At 71.6% G+C, this 18,338-nt stretch carries 22 protein-coding genes and 1 riboswitch; of the genes, 11 read left to right on the top strand and 11 right to left on the bottom strand.

Translation table 11 applies throughout. The features are described from left to right. Window positions 1–25: 25 nt before the first annotated feature. Entirely contained in the window at window positions 26–703 is a 678-nt protein-coding gene (locus ACSU6L_RS20630) for a maleylpyruvate isomerase family mycothiol-dependent enzyme (RefSeq protein ID WP_437058831.1), read from the bottom strand. Window positions 704–751: 48 nt separating this feature from the next. Here ACSU6L_RS20630 and ACSU6L_RS20625 point away from each other — a divergent pair, with 48 nt between their 5' ends. Both ACSU6L_RS20625 and ACSU6L_RS20620 read left to right on the top strand, forming a co-directional pair. After that, entirely contained in the window at window positions 752–1,402 is a 651-nt protein-coding gene (locus ACSU6L_RS20625) for an HD domain-containing protein (protein ID WP_437058829.1), read from the top strand. A gap of 27 nt (window positions 1,403–1,429) precedes the next feature. Further along, window positions 1,430–2,530 carry a GNAT family N-acetyltransferase gene (locus ACSU6L_RS20620; protein ID WP_437058827.1) on the top strand — a complete coding sequence of 367 codons (1,101 nt, stop codon included), beginning with the start codon at window positions 1,430–1,432 and terminating at the stop codon, window positions 2,528–2,530. Here ACSU6L_RS20620 and ACSU6L_RS20615 read toward each other — a convergent pair. Then, complete coding sequence (locus tag ACSU6L_RS20615; RefSeq protein ID WP_437058825.1) at window positions 2,512–2,799, bottom strand: DUF4031 domain-containing protein; 288 nt, start codon at window positions 2,797–2,799, stop codon at window positions 2,512–2,514. The genes ACSU6L_RS20620 and ACSU6L_RS20615 overlap by 19 nt on opposite strands. After that, complete coding sequence (locus ACSU6L_RS20610) at window positions 2,796–3,179, bottom strand: hypothetical protein (RefSeq protein ID WP_437058823.1); 384 nt, start codon at window positions 3,177–3,179, stop codon at window positions 2,796–2,798. Before ACSU6L_RS20610 ends, ACSU6L_RS20615 begins: the two co-directional genes overlap by 4 nt. A 54-nt stretch (window positions 3,180–3,233) precedes the next feature. Here ACSU6L_RS20610 and ACSU6L_RS20605 point away from each other — a divergent pair, with 54 nt between their 5' ends. Genes ACSU6L_RS20605 through ACSU6L_RS20590 form a run of 4 tightly spaced genes read left to right on the top strand, consistent with a single transcriptional unit; the run spans window position 3,234 to window position 6,892 of the window. After that, complete coding sequence (locus tag ACSU6L_RS20605) at window positions 3,234–4,157, top strand: MurR/RpiR family transcriptional regulator (RefSeq protein WP_437058822.1); 924 nt, start codon at window positions 3,234–3,236, stop codon at window positions 4,155–4,157. Between the two features lie 33 nt (window positions 4,158–4,190). After that, window positions 4,191–5,126: an N-acetylmuramic acid 6-phosphate etherase gene (gene murQ / locus ACSU6L_RS20600; protein ID WP_437058820.1), complete on the top strand. Its 936-nt coding sequence runs from the start codon at window positions 4,191–4,193 to the stop codon at window positions 5,124–5,126. Window positions 5,127–5,185: 59 nt separating this feature from the next. Continuing rightward, window positions 5,186–6,568 carry a PTS transporter subunit EIIC gene (locus ACSU6L_RS20595; RefSeq protein WP_437058818.1) on the top strand — a complete coding sequence of 461 codons (1,383 nt, stop codon included), beginning with the start codon at window positions 5,186–5,188 and terminating at the stop codon, window positions 6,566–6,568. An 18-nt stretch (window positions 6,569–6,586) separates the two neighbouring features. Beyond that, window positions 6,587–6,892, top strand: coding sequence for a hypothetical protein (locus ACSU6L_RS20590; protein ID WP_437058816.1), 306 nt, complete (start codon window positions 6,587–6,589; stop codon window positions 6,890–6,892). Here ACSU6L_RS20590 and ACSU6L_RS20585 read toward each other — a convergent pair. Further along, window positions 6,883–7,134 carry a hypothetical protein gene (locus ACSU6L_RS20585; RefSeq protein ID WP_073941630.1) on the bottom strand — a complete coding sequence of 84 codons (252 nt, stop codon included), beginning with the start codon at window positions 7,132–7,134 and terminating at the stop codon, window positions 6,883–6,885. The genes ACSU6L_RS20590 and ACSU6L_RS20585 overlap by 10 nt on opposite strands. Window positions 7,135–7,246: 112 nt before the next feature. Between ACSU6L_RS20585 and ACSU6L_RS20580 the strand changes: the two genes are divergently transcribed. Together ACSU6L_RS20580 and ACSU6L_RS20575 are read left to right on the top strand one after the other, a co-directional pair. After that, complete coding sequence (locus ACSU6L_RS20580) at window positions 7,247–8,086, top strand: helix-turn-helix domain-containing protein (protein ID WP_437058814.1); 840 nt, start codon at window positions 7,247–7,249, stop codon at window positions 8,084–8,086. Further along, entirely contained in the window at window positions 8,070–8,279 is a 210-nt protein-coding gene (locus tag ACSU6L_RS20575; protein WP_437058812.1) for a DUF397 domain-containing protein, read from the top strand. The genes ACSU6L_RS20580 and ACSU6L_RS20575 overlap by 17 nt, the downstream gene beginning before the upstream one ends. Before the next feature lie 4 nt (window positions 8,280–8,283). Here the strand turns inward: ACSU6L_RS20575 and ACSU6L_RS20570 are convergent, their stop codons facing one another. After that, the gene (locus ACSU6L_RS20570; protein WP_437058810.1) at window positions 8,284–9,087 is read right to left on the bottom strand and encodes a MerR family transcriptional regulator; all 804 of its coding nucleotides are present in this window, start codon (window positions 9,085–9,087) and stop codon (window positions 8,284–8,286) included. Next, a complete protein-coding gene (locus tag ACSU6L_RS20565) occupies window positions 9,080–9,616 on the bottom strand; it encodes a VOC family protein (protein ID WP_437058808.1) in 537 nt (178 codons plus the stop codon). Before ACSU6L_RS20565 ends, ACSU6L_RS20570 begins: the two co-directional genes overlap by 8 nt. Window positions 9,617–9,939: 323 nt before the next feature. Between ACSU6L_RS20565 and ACSU6L_RS20560 the strand changes: the two genes are divergently transcribed. Beyond that, a complete protein-coding gene (locus tag ACSU6L_RS20560; RefSeq protein ID WP_437064982.1) occupies window positions 9,940–10,749 on the top strand; it encodes a hypothetical protein in 810 nt (269 codons plus the stop codon). A gap of 32 nt (window positions 10,750–10,781) precedes the next feature. Further along, window positions 10,782–11,351 carry a hypothetical protein gene (locus ACSU6L_RS20555; protein ID WP_437058806.1) on the top strand — a complete coding sequence of 190 codons (570 nt, stop codon included), beginning with the start codon at window positions 10,782–10,784 and terminating at the stop codon, window positions 11,349–11,351. A gap of 187 nt (window positions 11,352–11,538) precedes the next feature. Here ACSU6L_RS20555 and ACSU6L_RS20550 read toward each other — a convergent pair whose 3' ends face one another. From ACSU6L_RS20550 to thrC, 5 genes are all read right to left on the bottom strand, one after another. Further along, window positions 11,539–12,669 (bottom strand): NADH:flavin oxidoreductase, encoded by a 1,131-nt coding sequence (locus ACSU6L_RS20550; protein WP_437058804.1) that lies wholly within the window; start codon window positions 12,667–12,669, stop codon window positions 11,539–11,541. 233 nt (window positions 12,670–12,902) lie between these two features. Next, entirely contained in the window at window positions 12,903–14,525 is a 1,623-nt protein-coding gene (gene groL, locus ACSU6L_RS20545; protein WP_073941641.1) for a chaperonin GroEL, read from the bottom strand. Between the two features lie 301 nt (window positions 14,526–14,826). Beyond that, a complete protein-coding gene (locus ACSU6L_RS20540) occupies window positions 14,827–15,030 on the bottom strand; it encodes a cold-shock protein (RefSeq protein WP_004986573.1) in 204 nt (67 codons plus the stop codon). A gap of 389 nt (window positions 15,031–15,419) precedes the next feature. Then, window positions 15,420–15,698, bottom strand: coding sequence for a MoaD/ThiS family protein (locus ACSU6L_RS20535; protein WP_365513242.1), 279 nt, complete (start codon window positions 15,696–15,698; stop codon window positions 15,420–15,422). A gap of 39 nt (window positions 15,699–15,737) precedes the next feature. Beyond that, entirely contained in the window at window positions 15,738–17,027 is a 1,290-nt protein-coding gene (thrC, locus tag ACSU6L_RS20530) for a threonine synthase (RefSeq protein ID WP_437058801.1), read from the bottom strand. 18 nt (window positions 17,028–17,045) lie between these two features. Continuing rightward, a riboswitch (SAM riboswitch) is annotated at window positions 17,046–17,217 on the bottom strand. A 147-nt stretch (window positions 17,218–17,364) separates the two neighbouring features. On the opposite strand from thrC, the gene ACSU6L_RS20525 reads away from it, so the two are divergent. Then, window positions 17,365–18,309: a glucosyl-3-phosphoglycerate synthase gene (locus tag ACSU6L_RS20525; protein ID WP_437058799.1), complete on the top strand. Its 945-nt coding sequence runs from the start codon at window positions 17,365–17,367 to the stop codon at window positions 18,307–18,309. Window positions 18,310–18,338 lie beyond the last annotated feature (29 nt).

Below are 18,338 nucleotides of genomic sequence, written 5' to 3'. Positions count from 1 at the left end.
CCTCACCCGAAGAGGTCCGGCCTCCTCATCCGAAGATGTTCAGCTCGCCCGCCTCCACCCCCGCGAGCTCGTACTCCGCTCCGGCCGTGGAGCGTCCCGAGTAGAGGCGTACGAGGGTCGGTCCGGCGCCGATGAAACGGGCCGGCGGCCGGGCGCCGCTCCCGTCGCCGAGCCGCAGCGGCTCGTCCCGGTCGTCCAGGTCGGCGTGGAGCGGGACGTGCCCGCGCTCGCGGGTGATCCAGGCCAGCAGGTCGAGGGCGTCCGGCAGTCCCGCCCCGGCGTACGCGCCGGGCTCCCCGAACGCCTCCCGTACGTCGCCGGCGTGCACCCACTCGCCCAGCGCGACGGCGTCCAGCACCCCGCCCGCCTTGGCGATCACCGGGCCGGCCTCGGTCATCCCGCGCTCCAGCTCGTCCACGACCCGCGCGTTCGTCCAGTCGGCCCGCTCGGCGATGTCCCGGTCGTTGGCCTCGGGCGAGAACACCCCCTCCTCGAAACGGTTCTCCACCACTCGCATCAACGCGGCCGAACAGTGCGCGAGCACATCCCGCACCGTCCAGCCGGGACACGCGGCGGCCGGCAGCGCGAAGTCGGCGTCCGGCCGCCCCCGCAGCAACGGCACCAGCGCGTCCCGCTCGATCGTCAGCAGCCTCCCCGGCAGCTCGGGGTCCCGTTCTTCTTGCACATCGGCAGGAGTAGTCATGCAGCCCACGCTAGGGGCACACCCCCCGTTTCGCGGGAGAATGCCGCCATGGTCGACATCGATCCCGACGAGCTGCGTGCCCGCTTCACCCGTTCCCTGGAGCGCGCCCGCCACCCGGGCGAGGGTCCGGATCCGCTGCCGTACGCCGAGAACCTGCTGGCCCGCTGGCAGGAGCCGCAGCGGCGGTACCACACGCTCGCCCACCTCACCGCGGTGCTCGACCACGTCGACACGCTGGAGGAGTACGCAGCCGACCCCGACGTGGTGCGGCTGGCCGCCTGGTTCCACGACGCCGTCTACCTGCCCGAGCGGTCCGAGAACGAGGAGCGGTCGGCGCGGCTCGCCGAACGCGCGCTGCCCGAGGCCGGGCTGCCGCCGGAGAAGACCGCCGAGGTGGCCCGGCTGGTGCGGCTCACCGCCGGGCACGCCACCGCCGACGACGACCCGAACGGGCACGTGCTGTGCGACGCCGACCTGGCGATCCTCGCCTCGCCGCCGTCGGTGTACGCCGCCTACACCGTCGCCGTCCGCGAGGAGTACGGCTTCGTCCCGTCCGACGCCTTCCGCACGGGCCGCGCCGCGATCCTGCGCGAACTGCTGGCCCTGCCCAGGCTGTTCCGCACCCCTTACGGGGCGGAGCACTGGGAGGCGACCGCCCGCTACAACCTGACCTCGGAACTGGAAATACTGTCGTCCTGAGCAGCCCCGCTCCCCTAGCCTCCCCTCATGACCGATACGGGTGCAAAACGGGCCGCCGAGGCCGTGGAGCAGGCGATGACGGGCGCGGCCCGGGTACTGCGGACGGGGGCGGAGCGGGACTGGGACGCCGTCACGGCGGGCCGGCTGGAGTGGAGCTGCCGGGCGACGGCCGAGCATCTGACGCGGGCCCTGTTCGGGTACGCGGGCCAACTGGCGGGCCGGGGGCGGCACATGGACGCGTACGCGCCGTGCACCCTCGTCGTCGACGACGGTACGGACCCCGCCGGGCTGATCGGCGTACTGGAGACCGTGGGCGCGCTGCTCACCGCTGCCCTGCGCGCCACCCCGCCCCGGGTCCGCGCCTTCCACCCGTTCCCGCACCGCAGCGCCAACCGGGAGGGCTTCGCCGCGATGGGCGTGGCGGAGGTGCTGCTGCACACGCACGACATCGCCGAGGGCCTGGGGCTGCCCTACGAACCGCCCGGCGAACTGGCCGAGTTCGCCCTCATGCGGATCTTCCCCGAGGTCCGGCCCGGTCCCGCCCCCTGGCCGACCCTGCTGTGGGCCACCGGCCGCGCCGGCCTGCCCGGCCGTGAACCGGTCGCCGACTGGCTGTGGAGCAACAACCTCGTGCTCCCCGCCGGGCGCCTCACCTTGGAGGGCGTCACCCCGGCGGCGGCCGCCGACCTCGCCGCCGGTGGCGACGGCGGCTTCGACTGGGTCGAGGGCGGGCCGTACGAGGGCACCCGGGAGGCCGCCGCGATGACCCTCAAGGCGTACGAGACGGGGGTGCACCGGCCGGAGTTCGGGCTGTTCGTGCTGGTCCGGAAGGAGGACGAGCGGGCGGTCGGCGGCATGGGCTTCCACGGCCCGCCGGAGGAGGACGGCCGCACGGAGATCGGCTACGACCTGGCGCCCTCGGCGCGCGGCAACGGCTACGCCACCGAGGCGCTGCGCGCGCTCGCCGCGTGGGCGCTGGCCCGCCCGGACGTACGGTCGCTGTTCGCCACCGTGGAGCGGGCGAACGTGCCGTCCCAGCGGGTCGTGGCGCGGGCCGGGTTCCGGCCGGTGGAGGTGGCGGACGTGGGACCGGAGGGCGAACTGCTGGCCTACGAGCTGCGGGCCTGACCGGATCCGGCGCGCCGCTTGCGTCTGCGCAGTCCGGCGCCGTGCAGCAGCCGCACCACCTCGCGGCTGGTGACCTCCACGGCGCCGGCGCGCACCGCGTCGGTGTAGCGGTGCGCCGGGATGTCGTAGTGGTCGCGTTCGAAGGCCTTGCGGGGCACGCCGAGCCCGGCGGCGAAGGTGTGCAGTTCGTCGAACGACACGTCGCTGATCAGGTGGGACCAGAGCCGTCCGTGGCCCGGCCAGGTCGGCGGGTCGATGTACACCGTCACGACGGGGGTGTCCCGCCCAGGGCGGGGCCGAGCGAGCCGACCGCGGCGACCTTCACGCCCGCCTTGTGGCACACCCAGTGCGGGTCCGGGCCCAGCTCCGGCTCGACGTCCAGCGCGTGCGGGTCGCCGGAGCCGCACACCGGGCACAGCGGCCAGCGGCCGTACCGGTCGAGCAGCGCGTCCTGCACGTCCTGGGCGACCAGGCCCGCAACGTAGTGCGCGCCGTCCGGCCACTGCTCCACCCACCAGCGCCGCTGGGCGACGGAGTCCTCGACGAGCGAGACGACGTCCGCCTCGGCGACCTCGCCCGCGACGAGATCGGCCAGCACGAGGGCGCGCGCGGCGTGCAGTGCCTGCTCCAGGGGGCTGATGGGGTCCATGCCCCTATTGTGCGCACTCTTGACCGGAGGACGAGCCGAAAATATCTTTCAGCCGTGACCAGGGAAGCGAAGGAAACTTTCGGCACGTCCGGAAGCCTCGGTGGCCGGCCGCCCGCTCCCGGCGCCCTCGCCGCGAAGGTGCGCGCGCTCGCCCCGTCCATGACCCGCTCCATGCAGCGCGTCGCCGAGGCCGTCGCCCAGGACCCGGCCGGCTGCGCCGCGCTCACGGTCACCGGCCTCGCCGAACTCACCGGCACCAGCGAGGCCACCGTCGTCCGCACCGCCCGGCTGCTCGGCTACCCGGGCTACCGCGACCTGCGGCTCGCCCTGGCCGGCCTCGCCGCCCAGCAGCAGTCCGGCCGCGCACCCGCCATCACCACCGACATCGCGGTCGACGACCCCATCGCCGACGTCGTCGCCAAACTCGCCTACGACGAGCAGCAGACCCTCGCCGACACCGCCGCCGCCCTGGACACCGCGCAGCTCGAAGCGGCGGTGTCGGCGGCAGCCCACGCCCGGCGGATCGACGTGTACGGCGTGGGCGCGTCCGGCCTCGTCGCCCAGGACCTCACGCAGAAGCTGCTGCGCATAGGGGTGATAGCCCACGCGCACAGCGACCCGCACCTCGCCGTGACCAACGCGGTGCAGCTGCGCGCGGGCGACGTCGCGATCGCGATCACGCACTCCGGGTCGACGGGTGACGTGATCGAGCCGCTGCGGGTGGCGTTCGAACGCGGGGCGACCACCGTCGCGATCACCGGCCGTCCGGAATCGCCGGTGACGCAGTACGCCGACCATGTGCTGACCACGTCGATCGCCCGCGAGACCGAGCTGCGCCCGGCGGCGATGTCGTCCCGCACCAGCCAGCTGCTGGTCGTGGACTGCCTGTTCGTGGGGGTGGCACAGCGGACATACGAGACGGCGGCACCGGCCCTGTCCGCGTCGTACGAAGCGCTGGCGCACCGGCACCGCAGATGAGACACCGCACTACCCGTACTGGAGCCGCCCCCCATGACCTCGCCCTCCGACTCCCGTGACCTGCGAGCCCAGCTCGACACCCTCACCACCGAGGCGTTCCGTCCCGAACTCGCCGACATCGACCGGCTGTCCACCCTGGAGATCGCCACCCTGATGAACGGGGAGGACGCCGGTGTGCCCGGCGCCGTCGCCCGGCAGCTCCCCCGGATCGCCGCCGCGATCGACGCCGTCGCCGCCCGCATGGCCCGCGGCGGCCGGCTGGTCTACGCCGGTGCCGGAACCGCCGGCCGGCTCGGCGTCCTGGACGCCTCCGAGTGCCCGCCGACCTTCAACACCGACCCCGCCCAGGTAGTCGGCCTGATCGCGGGCGGCCCCGAGGCCATGGTGACCTCGGTCGAGGGTGCGGAGGACTCCCCGGAGCTGGCCCGCGCCGACCTCGACGCGCTGGCCCTGGCCCCCGAGGACACGGTGGTCGGCATCTCCGCGTCCGGTCGCACCCCGTACGCCGTCGGCGCCGTGGAACACGCCCGCGCGCTCGGCGCCCTCACCGTCGGGCTGGCCTGCAATCCCGGCAGCGCGCTCGCCGCGGCCGCCGAGCACGGCATCGAGATCGTCGTCGGCCCTGAGCTGATCGCCGGCTCCACCCGCCTCAAGGCGGGCACCGCGCAGAAGCTCGTCCTGAACATGCTGTCGACGATCACGATGATCCGGCTCGGCAAGACCTTCGGGAACCTCATGGTCGACGTGCGAGCCTCCAACGACAAGCTGCGCGCCCGCTCCCACCGCATCGTCGCCCTGGCCACCGGCGCCGGGGACGAGGAGATCGAACGCGCGCTGGCCGACTCGGCCGGTGAGGTGAAGGACGCGATCCTCAGCATCCTGGCCGACGTGGACGGGCGGACGGCGGCCCGGCTGCTGTCGGAGAACCAGGGCAGGCTACGGGCGGCACTGGGAGCGGTGGGGCGCTGATCGGCCACTTGGCCGAACTCGAACCCCTTTCCCGCCCACCCTGGCCGCATGGTTGCTCCATGACCGACCACGCCACCCAGGCCATGGCCGCCGCCCTCCTCCCCCTGGTCGGCGGCCGCGAGAACGTCACGTCCGTCGCCCACTGCATGACCCGGCTGCGCCTGGGCCTCGTCGACCGCACCCGCGTCGACGAGGAGGCGCTGCGGGCCCTGCCCGGCGTCCTGGGCGTGGTGGACGACGACACGTACCAGATCGTGCTGGGCCCGGGAACGGTGGCACGGGTGACGCCGGAGTTCGAGGCGCTGCTCGCCCCCGACCGCGCGACGGAACTGGCGGCGCGGGGCGCCGAGCTACGGCAGGAGCAGCGCGAACGCAACGCGACCCCGGTGAAGCTGGCGCTGCGCCGGGTGGCGAACATCTTCGTCCCGCTGATCCCGGCACTGATCGGCTGCGGGGTGCTGGCCGGGGTGAACGGCCTGCTGGTGAACGCGGGCGCACTCCCGGGCGTCACCCCGGCCCTCGCCTCGATCAGCTCGGGTTTCATGGCGCTGATCGCGGTGTTCGTCGGCCACAACACGGCGAAGGAGTTCGGCGGCACACCGGTGCTGGGCGGGGCGGTCGCGGCGATCGTCGTGTTCCCGGGCGTGGCGAAGGTGACCGCGTTCGGCGTGACCCTCGCCCCCGGCCAGGGCGGCGTCCTCGGCGCCCTGGCAGCCGCCCTGCTCGCCACGTACGTCGAGAAGCTCTGCCGCGAGATCGTCCCGCCCACCCTCGACGTCCTCCTCACCCCGACGCTGACGGTCCTCATCGGAGGCCTGACGACGCTCTACGGCCTCATGTACATGGCCGGCGCGGTCTCCACGGCCATCGGCACGGCCGCGAACTGGCTCCTCGCGACGACCGGCGCGTTCGCCGGCCTCCTCCTCGGCGGGCTCTTCCTGCCCCTGGTCATGCTGGGCCTCCACCAGGCCCTGATCCCCATCCACGCCACCTTGATCGACGAGCAGGGCAGCACGGCCCTCCTCCCCATCCTCGCGATGGCCGGGGCGGGCCAGGTCGGCGCGGCGCTCGCCATCTACATCCGCCTCCGCCACGACACGTCCATCCGCACCACCATCAAGTCCGCGCTCCCCGCCGGGCTGCTGGGCGTCGGCGAGCCCCTGATCTACGGCGTCTCGCTGCCGCTGGGCCGCCCCTTCCTCACCGCCTGTGTGGGCGGCGCGGCGGGCGGCGCGTTCCTCGGCGTCTTCGCGATGCTCGGCGACACGGTCGGCGCGACCGCGATCGGCCCCTCGGGATGGGCCCTGTTCCCCCTGCTGTCGGGCGAACGGGGCCTGGCCGCGACGGCGGCGATCTACGCGGGCGGACTGCTCACCGGCTACGCGTCGGGCTTCGTGACGACGTACGTCTTCGGCATCCGCAGTGGACAGACCGCCTCCTGACGGGTAGACAGGCACACCGTGCCCCCCGCCCGCCGCAGGATCGTCACCGCCTGGGCAGTGCTGTGCCTGTCCGGCCTCGCCGTCACCTCCGCGCTCACCTCCGAGCCGTACACCGAGACGCTGGAGTTCCCCGCCGAGGAACCGACGCCGACCGGCACGTACACCGTCGACTGCCAGGAACTCGCCGACTACGTCGAAGACGCCCTCGACCCCTCACCTCCCCCCGGCTACGGGGGTTCCTTCGCCGTGGACGTGGCGGTACCGCAGGAGTGCGCGGACGAACTCGCGGAACGCGGCCTGCCGCGGCCCCGGCCTCACGACTGAAGCCGCCGCCGTTCCCGGTTCACCTTCCGCACCCGGGCCCGCAGCGCGTCCCCCGCCGGCACCGCCCGCAGCAGCTCGGTCAGCTGCTCGGCGGTCCGCACGTTGCAGCGCCCCAAGTCGACGAGTGCGAACGGCTCGTCACTGGCACCGGTCACCGGATCGACACACAGGGACGGCAACACGACCCCCACGCTCTCCAGCGCCGCCCGCAGCGACTCCACGATCTCCTCGGTTGTCCGCACGCTCCCGTACCTCCACGCTGAGTTTCCGATTCACCACACAGCGTGTCCCCCACGCCTCTAACCTGGCCAGACACGGCACCCCAACAACCCCACGTGTACGACAGGGACTTGCATGCCAGGACCGAAGGACCTCGACCCGTCGTCCTCCCCCCGCGCACTGCTGGGCGCGGAACTCCGCCACGCGAGAGAGAAGGCGGGGCTCAGCCAGGAGGAACTGGGCCATCGGCTGTACGTCAGCGGGTCGTTCATCGGCCAGTTGGAGGCCGGGACGCGGAGAATGCAGCCGGAGTACGCACGGATGCTGGACGACGTCCTCGGGACGGAGGACTTCTTTCAGCGGAACTGTGCGGCGGTGGCCAAGTCGAAGTATCCGGAGCACTTCGCGGAGGCGGCGGAAGCGGAGGCTGTAGCCACGGTGATCAGGGAGTACGCCCCGATGCTGATCCCTGGGCTGCTCCAGACGCCCGCCTATGCGCGAGCAGTGAACCGCGCCTACGACCCGACGGCGCTGGAGGAGACCATCGACGAGTGGGTGGACGGACGGGTGGCGCGCACCCGCCTGCTCGACCATCCAACAAAGCCCGTGTTGTGGGTGGTGCTTGACGAAGCGGCATTGCGGCGAGCGACGGGCGGTCGAGCGGTGATGGCCGAGGCGCTGCGCCACGTCGCGGACCTGGCCCGGCGGAGCCGGGTCATCGTGCAGGTGCTGCCGTTCAGCGCGGGAGGGCACGCGGCGATGAAGGGTGCCCTGAAACTGATGGAGTTCGAGGATGCCCCTCCGCTGGCCTACTTCGAGGGCGTCGGCACTGGTCGGCTGGAGGACGACCCGCTCACCGTCGCCCAGATGAAGTTCACCTACGAACTCCTCACCGCCTCCGCGCTCTCGCCGGAGAAGTCCCTGGCCCTCCTCGACGCGTTGGCGCAGGATTACGCCCATGAGGAGCATCCCTGAGTACGACCTGCACGGTGCCACCTGGCGCAAGTCCAGCTACAGCGGTGGTGGCGGCGACAACTGCCTCGAAGTCGCCGCCAACCACGGGGGCGTGATCCCCGTCCGCGACTCCAAGAACCCCACCGGCCCGAAGCTCGTGTTCCGGGCCTCGGCGTGGACCGCGTTCGTCGGTGGGCTGAAGCAGCCGGACTAGTCGGTCACTCCCAGGTCGCCGTGTCGGGGTCGATGCCGTGGGCGCGCGCGCTGGCGTCCACGGCCCGGCGGAACCACGTCGCGAGGCCGGTGCGTATGCCGTCGTAGTGGGCGGCGAATCCCGGATCGGCCTCGTACCTGCGGCCGAGGCAGACCTGCATCTGCCGGGTGAGGGGGAAGTACGAGGAGAAGATCTCGCGGTGCCGTTCGACGAGCCGGTTCGCTTCCGGGCTGCCCGGTGCGACGCCGGCGTCCATCGCGTCCGCGAGGGCGCGGTCGACACCGGCGACGGCTTCGGTGATGGCCTGCCACTCCTCCGGGCTGCGAGAGGCCGAGCGTTCGGCGTACTGGCGCCACTGTGTGGTGCCGCCGTAGCGCTGCCGGGCCTGGGCGAGCCATTCGGGGTTCCACTGGGGGCCGAAGATCTCGGCCTGCTGCTCGGCGGTGAGCAGCAGGCCGTGCTCGTGGGCGTCGATCATCCGGTCCAGTCCGGCGCTGAGCTGCTGGAGGCGGTCGATGCGTTCGGCGACCTGGGCGCGTTGCGCGCGCAGCGCGGCGGGCACGTCCGCGGTCGCGTCGTCCAGGACGGCCTGGATCCTGTCGAGGCCGAGACCGACCTCGCGGTAGACGACGATGCGCTGGAGGCGTTCCAGATCACCGGCGGTGTAGAGCCGGTATCCGGAAGCCGTGCGCAGCGACGGTCGCGCGAGGCCGATCTCGTCCCAGTGGTGCAGGGCGCGGACCGTGACGCCCAGACGCTTCGAGGCCTGACCGACGGTCAGGCCATCGGCGTCGGTCGCATCACGCATGCTCCACATTGTCGCCGTGGCCGGTGTCCGGCGGAGTGATGCCGATGGCTTCAAGGTTCCGCGCCTCCTGGCTGTCCGGATCGAAGGGCTTGGCCGCGGTGAGGACGATCCGTGCGTTCTCGGGGGTGATCACCTCCACGTCGCGGGTGTTCCACGGAGTGTCGCGGGGGCCGTCGACCGAGTCCGGGCGCACCGCACGGCAGGCCTCGACGACGGAATCGACCTCGCTGAGTACGCACGCGAAGCTGAAGCTCATGGCCGGCGCCTGCTCCGGGACGCTCTCCGCCTTGACGAGGAGTACGTCCTGGAAGGCCCAGCGGCGCAGGTGCACCAGCGTGCCGGGGATGCTGAACAGTTCGAAGAACCCGAGCCCACGAGTCCAGAAGTCCACCGACGCGGCCAGGTCGTCGGTGGGGACGGTCGCGAACGCGGGCATGCCGTAGATGCCGCGGAACGGCTCCGGCGGGACCGCGTCCGGGCCGGGAGCGGGCACGGGGCTCATCTCGAACGCGTTGAAGTAGTCGCTCATGCGCCTCACCTTTCAGCCTCACGCAACGTGAGGGTCAAGCCGAGGCTTCGGAGGACCCGCCCGAGGCTCAAGTCCCGAGCTCCGAGCCCTCTTTTCAAGGAATGGCCGGTGGGCCTCAACCCACCCTCCCACCCCGCGAGTTGACGTGGCGCATCCGACTTGCGACGCACGGTGACAAGGCTCTAGCGTTCCCGCAACAAGCAACAGCCCCCGCCCGGTGCGCCAACACCTGCGGGGGCTTAACCAACGAGATCGCGAGCAAAGGAAAAACCGATCCCGTGGCTGAAGCCCACCTTAGTCCCGCCTTCCTGTCCGCGCACCCCATGTCCAACCCGGGCTACGGCAAGCGCTCCGTACCCGACCAATCCCCGCGCACGAACCACGACTTCGCGCACCTCGCGCCACGCGAAGCCGCCATCGCCGCGTACATCGACCGCCTCCCCGACGGCGCCGACATCTCGGTGAAAACGCTGGCCAAGCACCTGCCGTACGGGCAGTGCGCGCTGCGCACGGCGCTCAACCGGCTGCAGGACGCGGGGCACTTGCGCCGGGGGCGCGAGACGTTGACCGCCGACGACGGCGGCTCCCGCTGGATCACCCGATCGTGGTTCTCCCGTACCGCCCGCGACGACGCCTGGTGGACGGCGTTCACGCGGGGCGACGTGCCCGAGCCGCAGCCGTCACAGCGCCCCACGCGTTCCCGCGCCCACATCCTCCTCGCCGCCCTGGGCCGCGCCACCCCCGCCCTGTCCCTCTCGGAGGCCGACTGCGCGCAGCTCGCCCCGCTGGTGGTGGAGTGGTTCGCGCGGGGCGCCGACGAGGACGTCGTACGGCATGCCCTGACCAGCGGTCTGCCCAGCCCGGTCCACCACCCGGCCGCCCTGCTCCGCACCCGCCTGACGCAGAAGCTTCCGCCACCGCCCGCCCCGCGCCCGCCTCGACGCGTCCTGGAGTGCGCGACGTGCGGCCTGCCGGGACGCCCAGAGGCCTTGCCGGGAGGCCGGTGCGGCGCGTGCCGAGGGGAACGCGCCCCCGCCCACTCCAACGCGCCGCTGCCGGCCGACACCGTCCACGCCCGCGTGGCGGAGATCCGCGCGGCGATGACCCGACGACGAGAGCAGGCACCCCTATGACAGCTCCTACGGTCCGACGGAGACTGATAACCATGAACCACGCCCAGCTCACCGCCCTAGGCCGTGCCCTCCGTCTGCTCGGGGAGCACGGGGAGGCGCTGACCGCCGACACGCCGGACGCCAAGCTGCACGAGGTGAAGGCCGATCTGCGGCGGGCCCTGGACCTGCTGGAGGAGAGCGTCACGTCCGCCGCGCCCAGCACCCGCTGCGCCGAGCATCCGAACGGGCCCGTCGACGAGGCCGCGCCGGATCTGTGCCTGCTGTGCGAGACGCGGCGCCGGGCCGCCCGGCGCGCCGAGTTCAACGGGCCCGCCCCGGCATCCGCGCCCACCCCCACCGCGCCCTCCCGTTACGGCACGCGCGGCGACCGGCCGCAGCCCCAGCAGCGGTGGCTGCCGGAGCTGTGGAACGGGCAGGAGTGGCAGCTGTGCGGGACCCCGCGCCGGGACCGGCGCGAGGCCGAGCTGTACATCGCCGCTCAGCGGCGCGGGTCCCGGCCCGCGATGGCGTACCGGCTCGTGCACGAGTTCACCGACTACGAGGTGCTGCGGGTGTGGGGCACCCCGGTGCGGGTCGACATCGAGCCGATGGGCAACCTGTAGCCGGTACGGGTCACACCTTGGCGCCGGACAGCTGCGGCTCCCCCGCCGCGGACGGCTGCGGGGCGTCCGCGACCCGCCGGCGCGGGATGAACGCCGCCACCTCGAACGCCAGCAGCGCCGCGCCCGCGCGAAACCCAGGACAGCGGAACGGCCGGGACCCCGCCAGGGTCCCGGCCGTTCCGCTTTTTCAGCTCAGCGTCCGCAGCGCCGCCGCGTCGTACGGCGCCAGCTCGTCGAAGCGGCCCGCGAGCACCTTCTCGGCCCACTGGGGGTCCTGGAGCAGCGCGCGGCCCACGGCGACCAGGTCGAACTCGTCGCGCTCCAGGCGGTCCAGCAGGTTGTCGAGGCTGCCGACCGGGGCGCCCTCGCCCGCGAACGCGCGGATGAAGTCGCCGTCGAGGCCGACCGAGCCGACGCTGATGACCTGCTTGCCGGTGAGCTTCTTGGTCCAGCCGGCCAGGTTCAGGTCGGAGCCCTCGAACTCGGGGAGCCAGTAGCGGCGGGTGGAGGCGTGGAAGGCGTCCACGCCGGCCGCGGCGAGCGGGGTGAGGATGGCCTCCAGCTCCTCCGGGGTCTCGGCGAGCCGGGCGTCGTACGCCTCCTGCTTCCACTGGGAGTAGCGGAAGATGACCGGGAAGTCCGGGGAGACGGCCTCGCGGACGGCGGCGACGACCTCCGCCGCGAACCGGGTGCGGGCCACCGGATCGCCGCCGTAGGCGTCGGTGCGGCGGTTGGTGCCCGACCACAGGAACTGGTCGATGAGGTAGCCGTGGGCACCGTGCAGCTCGACGCCGTCGAACCCGATGCGCTCCGCCGCGGCGGCGGCCTCGGCGAAGGCGCCGATGACGTCGTCGATGTCCCGCTGGGTCATCGCCTCGCCGGTGCCCTCGGTGCCGTCGACGCGCAGCCCGGACGGGCCGACGGCCGGGGCCTCGGCGAAGGGCGGCCGGCCGGGCTTGCGGACCATGCCGATGTGCCAGAGCTGCGGGACGATCCGGCCGCCCGCCGCGTGGACCTCCTCGGCGACCTTCGCCCAGCCGGCCAGCTGCTCCTCGCCGTGGAACCGCGGGACGCGGCTGCTCTCGCCGGCCGAGGCGTGGCCGACGTAGGTGCCCTCGGTGACGATCAGACCGACGCCCGCGGCGGCGCGGCGCGAGTAGTACGACGCCACGTCCGCGCCGGCGATGCCGCCCGGGGAGAACTGGCGGGTCATCGGCGCCATGACGATCCGGTTGGGGAGGGTCAGGCCGTTGAGGGAGACGGGCCGGGCGAGGATCCGCGCGGCGCGGGCGGCGGGAGTGTCGTCGCTGAGGGTCACTGGGGGAGCTCCTAGAGATACCAAGCGGTATGTGCGCGTGCAACGACCCTAACGGGACCTCCCGCCGGGCCATTCCGCTTGTCGCCCCGCATTGCTTGTGATCCCGGACACGTACTGCGTCCGCGTGGGGGCGGACCCCGTTCCCCCGCTGCGAAACGCCCGAGGGCGGCACCCCCAGCAGGTCGCTGGGAGTGCCGCCCTCGGCGTAGGACCGGGTGACCGACAGGAGTCGATCAGAAGTCCATGTCACCGCCCGGCATGCCGCCGCCGGCCGGGGCAGCGGCCTTCTCCGGCTTGTCGGCGATGACGGCCTCGGTGGTGAGGAAGAGCGCGGCGATGGAGGCGGCGTTCTGCAGGGCAGAGCGGGTCACCTTCGCCGGGTCGATGATGCCTTCCTTGACCAGGTCGACGTACTCGCCGGTCGCGGCGTTCAGGCCGTGGCCCGGGGTCAGGTTGCGCACCTTCTCCACCACGACGCCGCCCTCGAGGCCGGCGTTGACGGCGATCTGCTTCAGCGGGGCCTCGAGCGCGAGCTTCACGGCCTGGGCGCCGGTCGCCTCGTCACCCTCGAGCTCCAGCTTCTCGAAGACCTGGGAGGCCTGCAGCAGGGCCACGCCACCACCGGCGACGATGCCCTCCTCGACGGCGGCCTTCGCGTTGCGGACGGCGTCCTCGATGCGGTGCTTGCGCTCCTTGAGCTCGACCTCGGTGGCGGCACCGGCCTTGATGACGGCCACGCCGCCGGCCAGCTTCGCCAGACGCTCCTGGAGCTTCTCGCGGTCGTAGTCCGAGTCGCTGTTCTCGATCTCGGCGCGGATCTGGTTCACGCGGCCCGCGACCTGGTCGGCGGAGCCGGCGCCGTCGACGATGGTGGTCTCGTCCTTGGTGATGACGACCTTGCGGGCGCGGCCCAGGAGGTCCAGGGTCGCGTTCTCCAGCTTGAGGCCGACCTCCTCGGAGATGACCTCGCCGCCCGTGAGGATGGCGATGTCGCCGAGCATGGCCTTGCGGCGGTCACCGAAGCCCGGAGCCTTGACGGCGACGGACTTGAAGGTGCCGCGGATCTTGTTGACGACCAGGGTCGACAGGGCCTCGCCCTCGACGTCCTCGGCGATGATCAGCAGCGGCTTGCCCGACTGCATGACCTTCTCCAGGAGCGGGAGCAGGTCCTTGACGTTGGAGACCTTGGAGTTGGCGATGAGGATGTACGGGTCCTCGAGCACCGCCTCCATGCGCTCCATGTCGGTCGCGAAGTAGGCGGAGATGTAGCCCTTGTCGAAGCGCATGCCCTCGGTGAGCTCGAGCTCCAGACCGAAGGTCTGCGACTCCTCGACGGTGATGACGCCTTCCTTGCCGACCTTGTCCATGGCCTCGGCGATCAGCTCGCCGATCTGGGTGTCGGCGGCGGAGATGGAGGCGGTGGAGGCGATCTGCTCCTTGGTCTCGACCTCCTTGGCCTGGTCGAGCAGCGCGCCGGAGACGGCCTCGACGGCCTTCTCGATACCGCGCTTCAGGGCCATCGGGTTGGCACCGGCGGCCACATTGCGCAGACCCTCGCGGACCAGCGCCTGGGCGAGAACGGTGGCCGTGGTCGTACCGTCACCGGCGACGTCGTCCGTCTTCTTGGCGACTTCCTTGACCAGCTCGGCGCCGATCTTCTCGTACGGGTCCTCGAGCTCGATCTCCTTGGCGATGGAGACACCGTCGTTGGTGATCGTGGGGGCGCCCCACTTCTTCTCGAGGACGACGTTGCGGCCCTTGGGGCCGAGGGTCACCTTGACGGCGTCCGCGAGCTGGTTCATGCCGCGCTCGAGGCCGCGCCGCGCCTCCTCGTCGAACGCGATGATCTTGGCCATGTGAAGTGGTCCCTCCAGGACTGGGGGTGATTCCTTCGGACCGCGCCCGCGCCCGCGACGGACGGCCTGCCTGCCTCGTGGTTCCTTGCCCCACCCGGCCTGCGGCCTCACCGACCCGGTCCTTCGTTGTCACTCTCACCTTCAGAGTGCTAACGCCAATGATTAGCACTCGCCCCCATCGAGTGCAAGCGGCTCTCGGAGACCGGCAGGTAGTCAGCGGTGGGCGAACAGCCGGCGCCGGCCGCCGGACACGCCGAAGGGCTCGCACCGGCGTGCGGTGCGAGCCCTTCGAATAGAACGTTCAGGCGGTGACGCGAACCATGTCGGCCTGCGGGCCCTTCTGGCCCTGCGAGATCTCGAACTCGACCCGCTGGCCCTCTTCCAGGGTGCGGTACCCGTCCATCTGGATCGCGCTGTAGTGGACGAAGACGTCCGCACCACCGTCGACCGCGATGAAGCCGTACCCCTTCTCCGCGTTGAACCACTTGACGGTGCCCTGAGCCATGCCTAACTCCCCTATTACTGGCCCTTGCACAGATCCGCACTTCGCGGATCCGGGTCAGACCTCACCCCCCAGTCGTTGGGGGCGTGCGCCGGAACGCGTCGACCGCGGCTGAATGTATCTGTCCAACTGCCGTCTGCAACAGGTCAATCGGACGAGAAATCCGGGCAGCACTGATCGCTTATTTACGAAGAATTCACCCGAATTCCGGGCAAGTCGGGCCCGGCAAAAGGAGCGAAAGGCGCGAAAGGGCCGCTGATTTTGGCTGCATCTTGTCGCAGCCACATCGCGGAAAGTGCGGCGGGTTCCCCAACTCTACCGCGCTCAATCACATGGAATTGCCCCCTCCGGATCTCTCACGGAGGGGGCAATTCGATGAACAGCGTGTGACGTCAGCAGCCGCCCGCGACAGCCGGGATGATCGAGACGCCGGCACCGTCCGGCGTGGCCGTCTCCAGCCCCTGCTCGAAGCGGACGTCGTCGTCGTTGACGTACACGTTGACGAACCGACGCAGCTTGCCCTGGTCGTCGAGAACCCGGGCGGCGATGCCCGTGTGGTTCTTCTCCAGGTCGGCGATGACCTCGGCGAGGGTGGCCCCCTCGGCGGCCACCTCGGCCTGACCGCCGGTGTAGGTGCGCAGGATGGTGGGGATGCGGACGGTGACGCTCACGATGAAAACCTCCGGTGGAGTGACTTACTGGGGCTTGGTCTAGACGAGCCCGGCCTCGCGGAACGACTCGAGGTTGGGCCGGATGGTCGCCGTGAGCCCCGTGCCGGCCACCGCGTCGAGGGTCTTGAGGCCGTCGCCGGTGTTGAGCACGACGGTCGTCAGCGACGGGTCGAGCACCCCGTTCTCGATGAGCTTGCGCGTCACACCCACGGTGACCCCGCCCGCGGTCTCCGCGAAGATGCCCTCGGTCCGCGCCAGCAGCTTGATCGCGTCGACGACCTGCTCGTCCGTCACGTCCTCCACCGCGCCCCCGGTGCGCCGGGCGATGTCGAGGACGTACGGCCCGTCCGCCGGGTTGCCGATGGCGAGCGACTTGGCGATGGTGTTCGGCTTCTGCGGCCGGACGACGTCGTGGCCCGCCTTGAACGCGGTGGACACCGGCGAGCAGCCCTCGGCCTGGGCGCCGAAGATCTTGTACGGCCTGTCCTCGACGAGCCCGAGCTTGATCAGCTCCTGCAGACCCTTGTCGATCTTGGTGAGCTGGGAGCCGGAGGCGATCGGGACGACGATCTGGTCGGGCAGCCGCCAGCCGAGCTGCTCGCAGATCTCGTACGCGAGGGTCTTGGAGCCCTCGGCGTAGTACGGCCGCAGGTTGACGTTGACGAAGCCCCAGCCCTCGCCCGCCGGGTCGCCGATCAGCTCGGAGCAGAAGCGGTTCACGTCGTCGTAGTTGCCCTCGATGCCGACGAGCTCGCCGCCGTAGACCGCGGCCATGACGACCTTGCCCTGCTCCAGGTCGTGCGGGATGAACACGCAGGAGCGGAAGCCGGCGCGGGCGGCCGCGGCACCCACCGCGCCGGCCAGGTTGCCGGTGGAGGAGCAGGAGAGGGTGGTGAAGCCGAACGCGCGGGCGGCCTCCAGGGCCTGGGCGACGACGCGGTCCTTGAAGGAGTGCGTCGGGTTGCCGGAGTCGTCCTTCACGTACAGCCCGCCGGTCACGCCCAGCTCGCGCGCCAGGTTGTCGGCCTTGACGAGCTTGGTCCAGCCGGGGTTGAGGTTCGGCTTGTCGGCCACGTCTGCCGGGACGGGGAGCAGCGGCGCGTAGCGCCAGATGTTCGCGGGGCCCGCCTCGATGCGCTTACGCAGTTCCTCGGCGTCGTACGCGGAGAAGTCGTAGGCGATCTCCAGCGGGCCGAAACACTCCTCGCAGGCGAAGACGGGGCCGAGCGGGACGCGGTGACCGCATTCGCGACAGGAGAGCGCGGCGGCGGGACCGAGGTCTACCGTGGAAGAGGAATTCGTGGTGCTTGCAACAGTCTGCACAGCCATGTGAGGCGAGGCCCTTTCTCCTCATCTTCCTCACGACGCACTTCGCCGTGAGACGGATTTGGCACCTTCCCTAGCCGGGAGCCTCGCCACGTCAACTTGACGCGCTGACAATCAGCGCCTGGCGGCGCGGGCGGCTGGAGGGTTGCCGGGGCTTCATCGGGCCGTGTCCCTCTGCCCCTCTGGATGAGCTGTATGTGGTTGTGAACGACGGTCGGCCACCGACATGCGATGGTCATCCGCGTTGTCCAAGACTGTAACCGACGGCCAGGACAGTTGAGATAGTCGTCCGAACCGCGAGATGGATCACAGGGATCCCGACAGTGAGGAGCCGCAGACCGTGCTGGAAGAAGTCGAGCGCTGGCTGAGCACACGCTCCTGGTCCGTGTCCGACCGCCCGCTCCACCGGCTCGTGGCCGCCAAACACGCCACGGGCCAGTCGGTCAGTGTCGTGCTGCCCGCGCTCAACGAGGAGGCGACGGTCGGCGACATCGTCGACGTGATCCGTCACGACCTCGTGGAGCGGGTTCCGCTGGTCGACGAGATCGTCGTCGTCGACTCGGGGTCCACCGATCGCACCTCGCAGGTGGCCGCCGCCGCGGGCGCCCGGGTCGTGCACCGCGACGAGATCCTGCCGCGCATCCCCGCGGTGCCCGGCAAGGGCGAGGTGCTGTGGCGGTCGCTGCTGGTGACCAGGGGCGACATCGTGTGCTTCGTGGACGCGGACCTGAAGGAGTTCTCGGCGGACTTCGTCTCCGGGATCGTCGGCCCGCTGCTGACCGACCCGGACGTGGACCTGGTCAAGGCGATGTACGACCGTCCGCTGGGCGGCGCGGCCGGGCAGGGCGGCCGGGTCACCGAGCTGATGGCCCGCCCGCTGCTGAACATGCACTGGCCGCAGCTGGCCGGTTTCGTGCAGCCGCTGGGCGGCGAGTACGCGGCCCGCCGGTCGCTGCTGGAGCAGCTGCCGTTCCCGGTGGGCTACGGGGTGGAGCTGGGCATGCTGGTCGACTCGCTGCACCTGGTCGGCCTCGACGCCCTGGCGCAGGTGGACGTCGGTGTCCGCAAGCACCGGCACCAGGACGGGCAGGCGCTGGGCCGGATGGCGGCGGCGATCTACCGGACCGCGCAGCTGCGGCTGGCCCGGGGGCATCTGATCCGCCCGTCCCTCACGCAGTTCGAGCGGATGGAGGACGGTTTCGAGCCGCGTACGTACTCCGTGGACACCGAGGAGCGTCCCCCGATGGTGGAGATCGCGGAGTACGCGGCACGCAAGGTGGCGTAACACGCCACCCCCTCCTGTATACGGCCGAA

The sequence above is a fragment of the Streptomyces sp. enrichment culture genome (assembly GCF_964272855.1).
In the GTDB taxonomy this organism is placed as follows: Bacteria; Actinomycetota; Actinomycetes; order Streptomycetales; family Streptomycetaceae; genus Streptomyces.
Note: the sequence above shows the minus strand (reverse complement) of the source record. Positions and strands in the feature narration are given on the sequence as shown.

Excerpts from the sequence above, each read along its gene's own strand:
- ACSU6L_RS20625 (WP_437058829.1), top strand. The coding sequence starts at position 752 with ATGGTCGACATCGATCCCGACGAGCTGCGTGCCCGCTTCACCCGTTCC.
- ACSU6L_RS20540 (WP_004986573.1), bottom strand. The coding sequence starts at position 15,030 with ATGGCTCAGGGCACCGTCAAGTGGTTCAACGCGGAGAAGGGGTACGGC.
- ACSU6L_RS20575 (WP_437058812.1), top strand. The coding sequence starts at position 8,070 with ATGAGGAGCATCCCTGAGTACGACCTGCACGGTGCCACCTGGCGCAAG.
- ACSU6L_RS20560 (WP_437064982.1), top strand. The coding sequence starts at position 9,940 with ATGTCCAACCCGGGCTACGGCAAGCGCTCCGTACCCGACCAATCCCCG.
- ACSU6L_RS20555 (WP_437058806.1), top strand. The coding sequence starts at position 10,782 with ATGAACCACGCCCAGCTCACCGCCCTAGGCCGTGCCCTCCGTCTGCTC.
- ACSU6L_RS20610 (WP_437058823.1), bottom strand. The coding sequence starts at position 3,179 with ATGGACCCCATCAGCCCCCTGGAGCAGGCACTGCACGCCGCGCGCGCC.
- ACSU6L_RS20620 (WP_437058827.1), top strand. The coding sequence starts at position 1,430 with ATGACCGATACGGGTGCAAAACGGGCCGCCGAGGCCGTGGAGCAGGCG.
- ACSU6L_RS20565 (WP_437058808.1), bottom strand. The coding sequence starts at position 9,616 with ATGAGCGACTACTTCAACGCGTTCGAGATGAGCCCCGTGCCCGCTCCC.
- murQ (WP_437058820.1), top strand. The coding sequence starts at position 4,191 with ATGACCTCGCCCTCCGACTCCCGTGACCTGCGAGCCCAGCTCGACACC.
- ACSU6L_RS20570 (WP_437058810.1), bottom strand. The coding sequence starts at position 9,087 with ATGCGTGATGCGACCGACGCCGATGGCCTGACCGTCGGTCAGGCCTCG.
- ACSU6L_RS20595 (WP_437058818.1), top strand. The coding sequence starts at position 5,186 with ATGACCGACCACGCCACCCAGGCCATGGCCGCCGCCCTCCTCCCCCTG.
- ACSU6L_RS20630 (WP_437058831.1), bottom strand. The coding sequence starts at position 703 with ATGACTACTCCTGCCGATGTGCAAGAAGAACGGGACCCCGAGCTGCCG.
- ACSU6L_RS20580 (WP_437058814.1), top strand. The coding sequence starts at position 7,247 with ATGCCAGGACCGAAGGACCTCGACCCGTCGTCCTCCCCCCGCGCACTG.
- groL (WP_073941641.1), bottom strand. The coding sequence starts at position 14,525 with ATGGCCAAGATCATCGCGTTCGACGAGGAGGCGCGGCGCGGCCTCGAG.
- thrC (WP_437058801.1), bottom strand. The coding sequence starts at position 17,027 with ATGGCTGTGCAGACTGTTGCAAGCACCACGAATTCCTCTTCCACGGTA.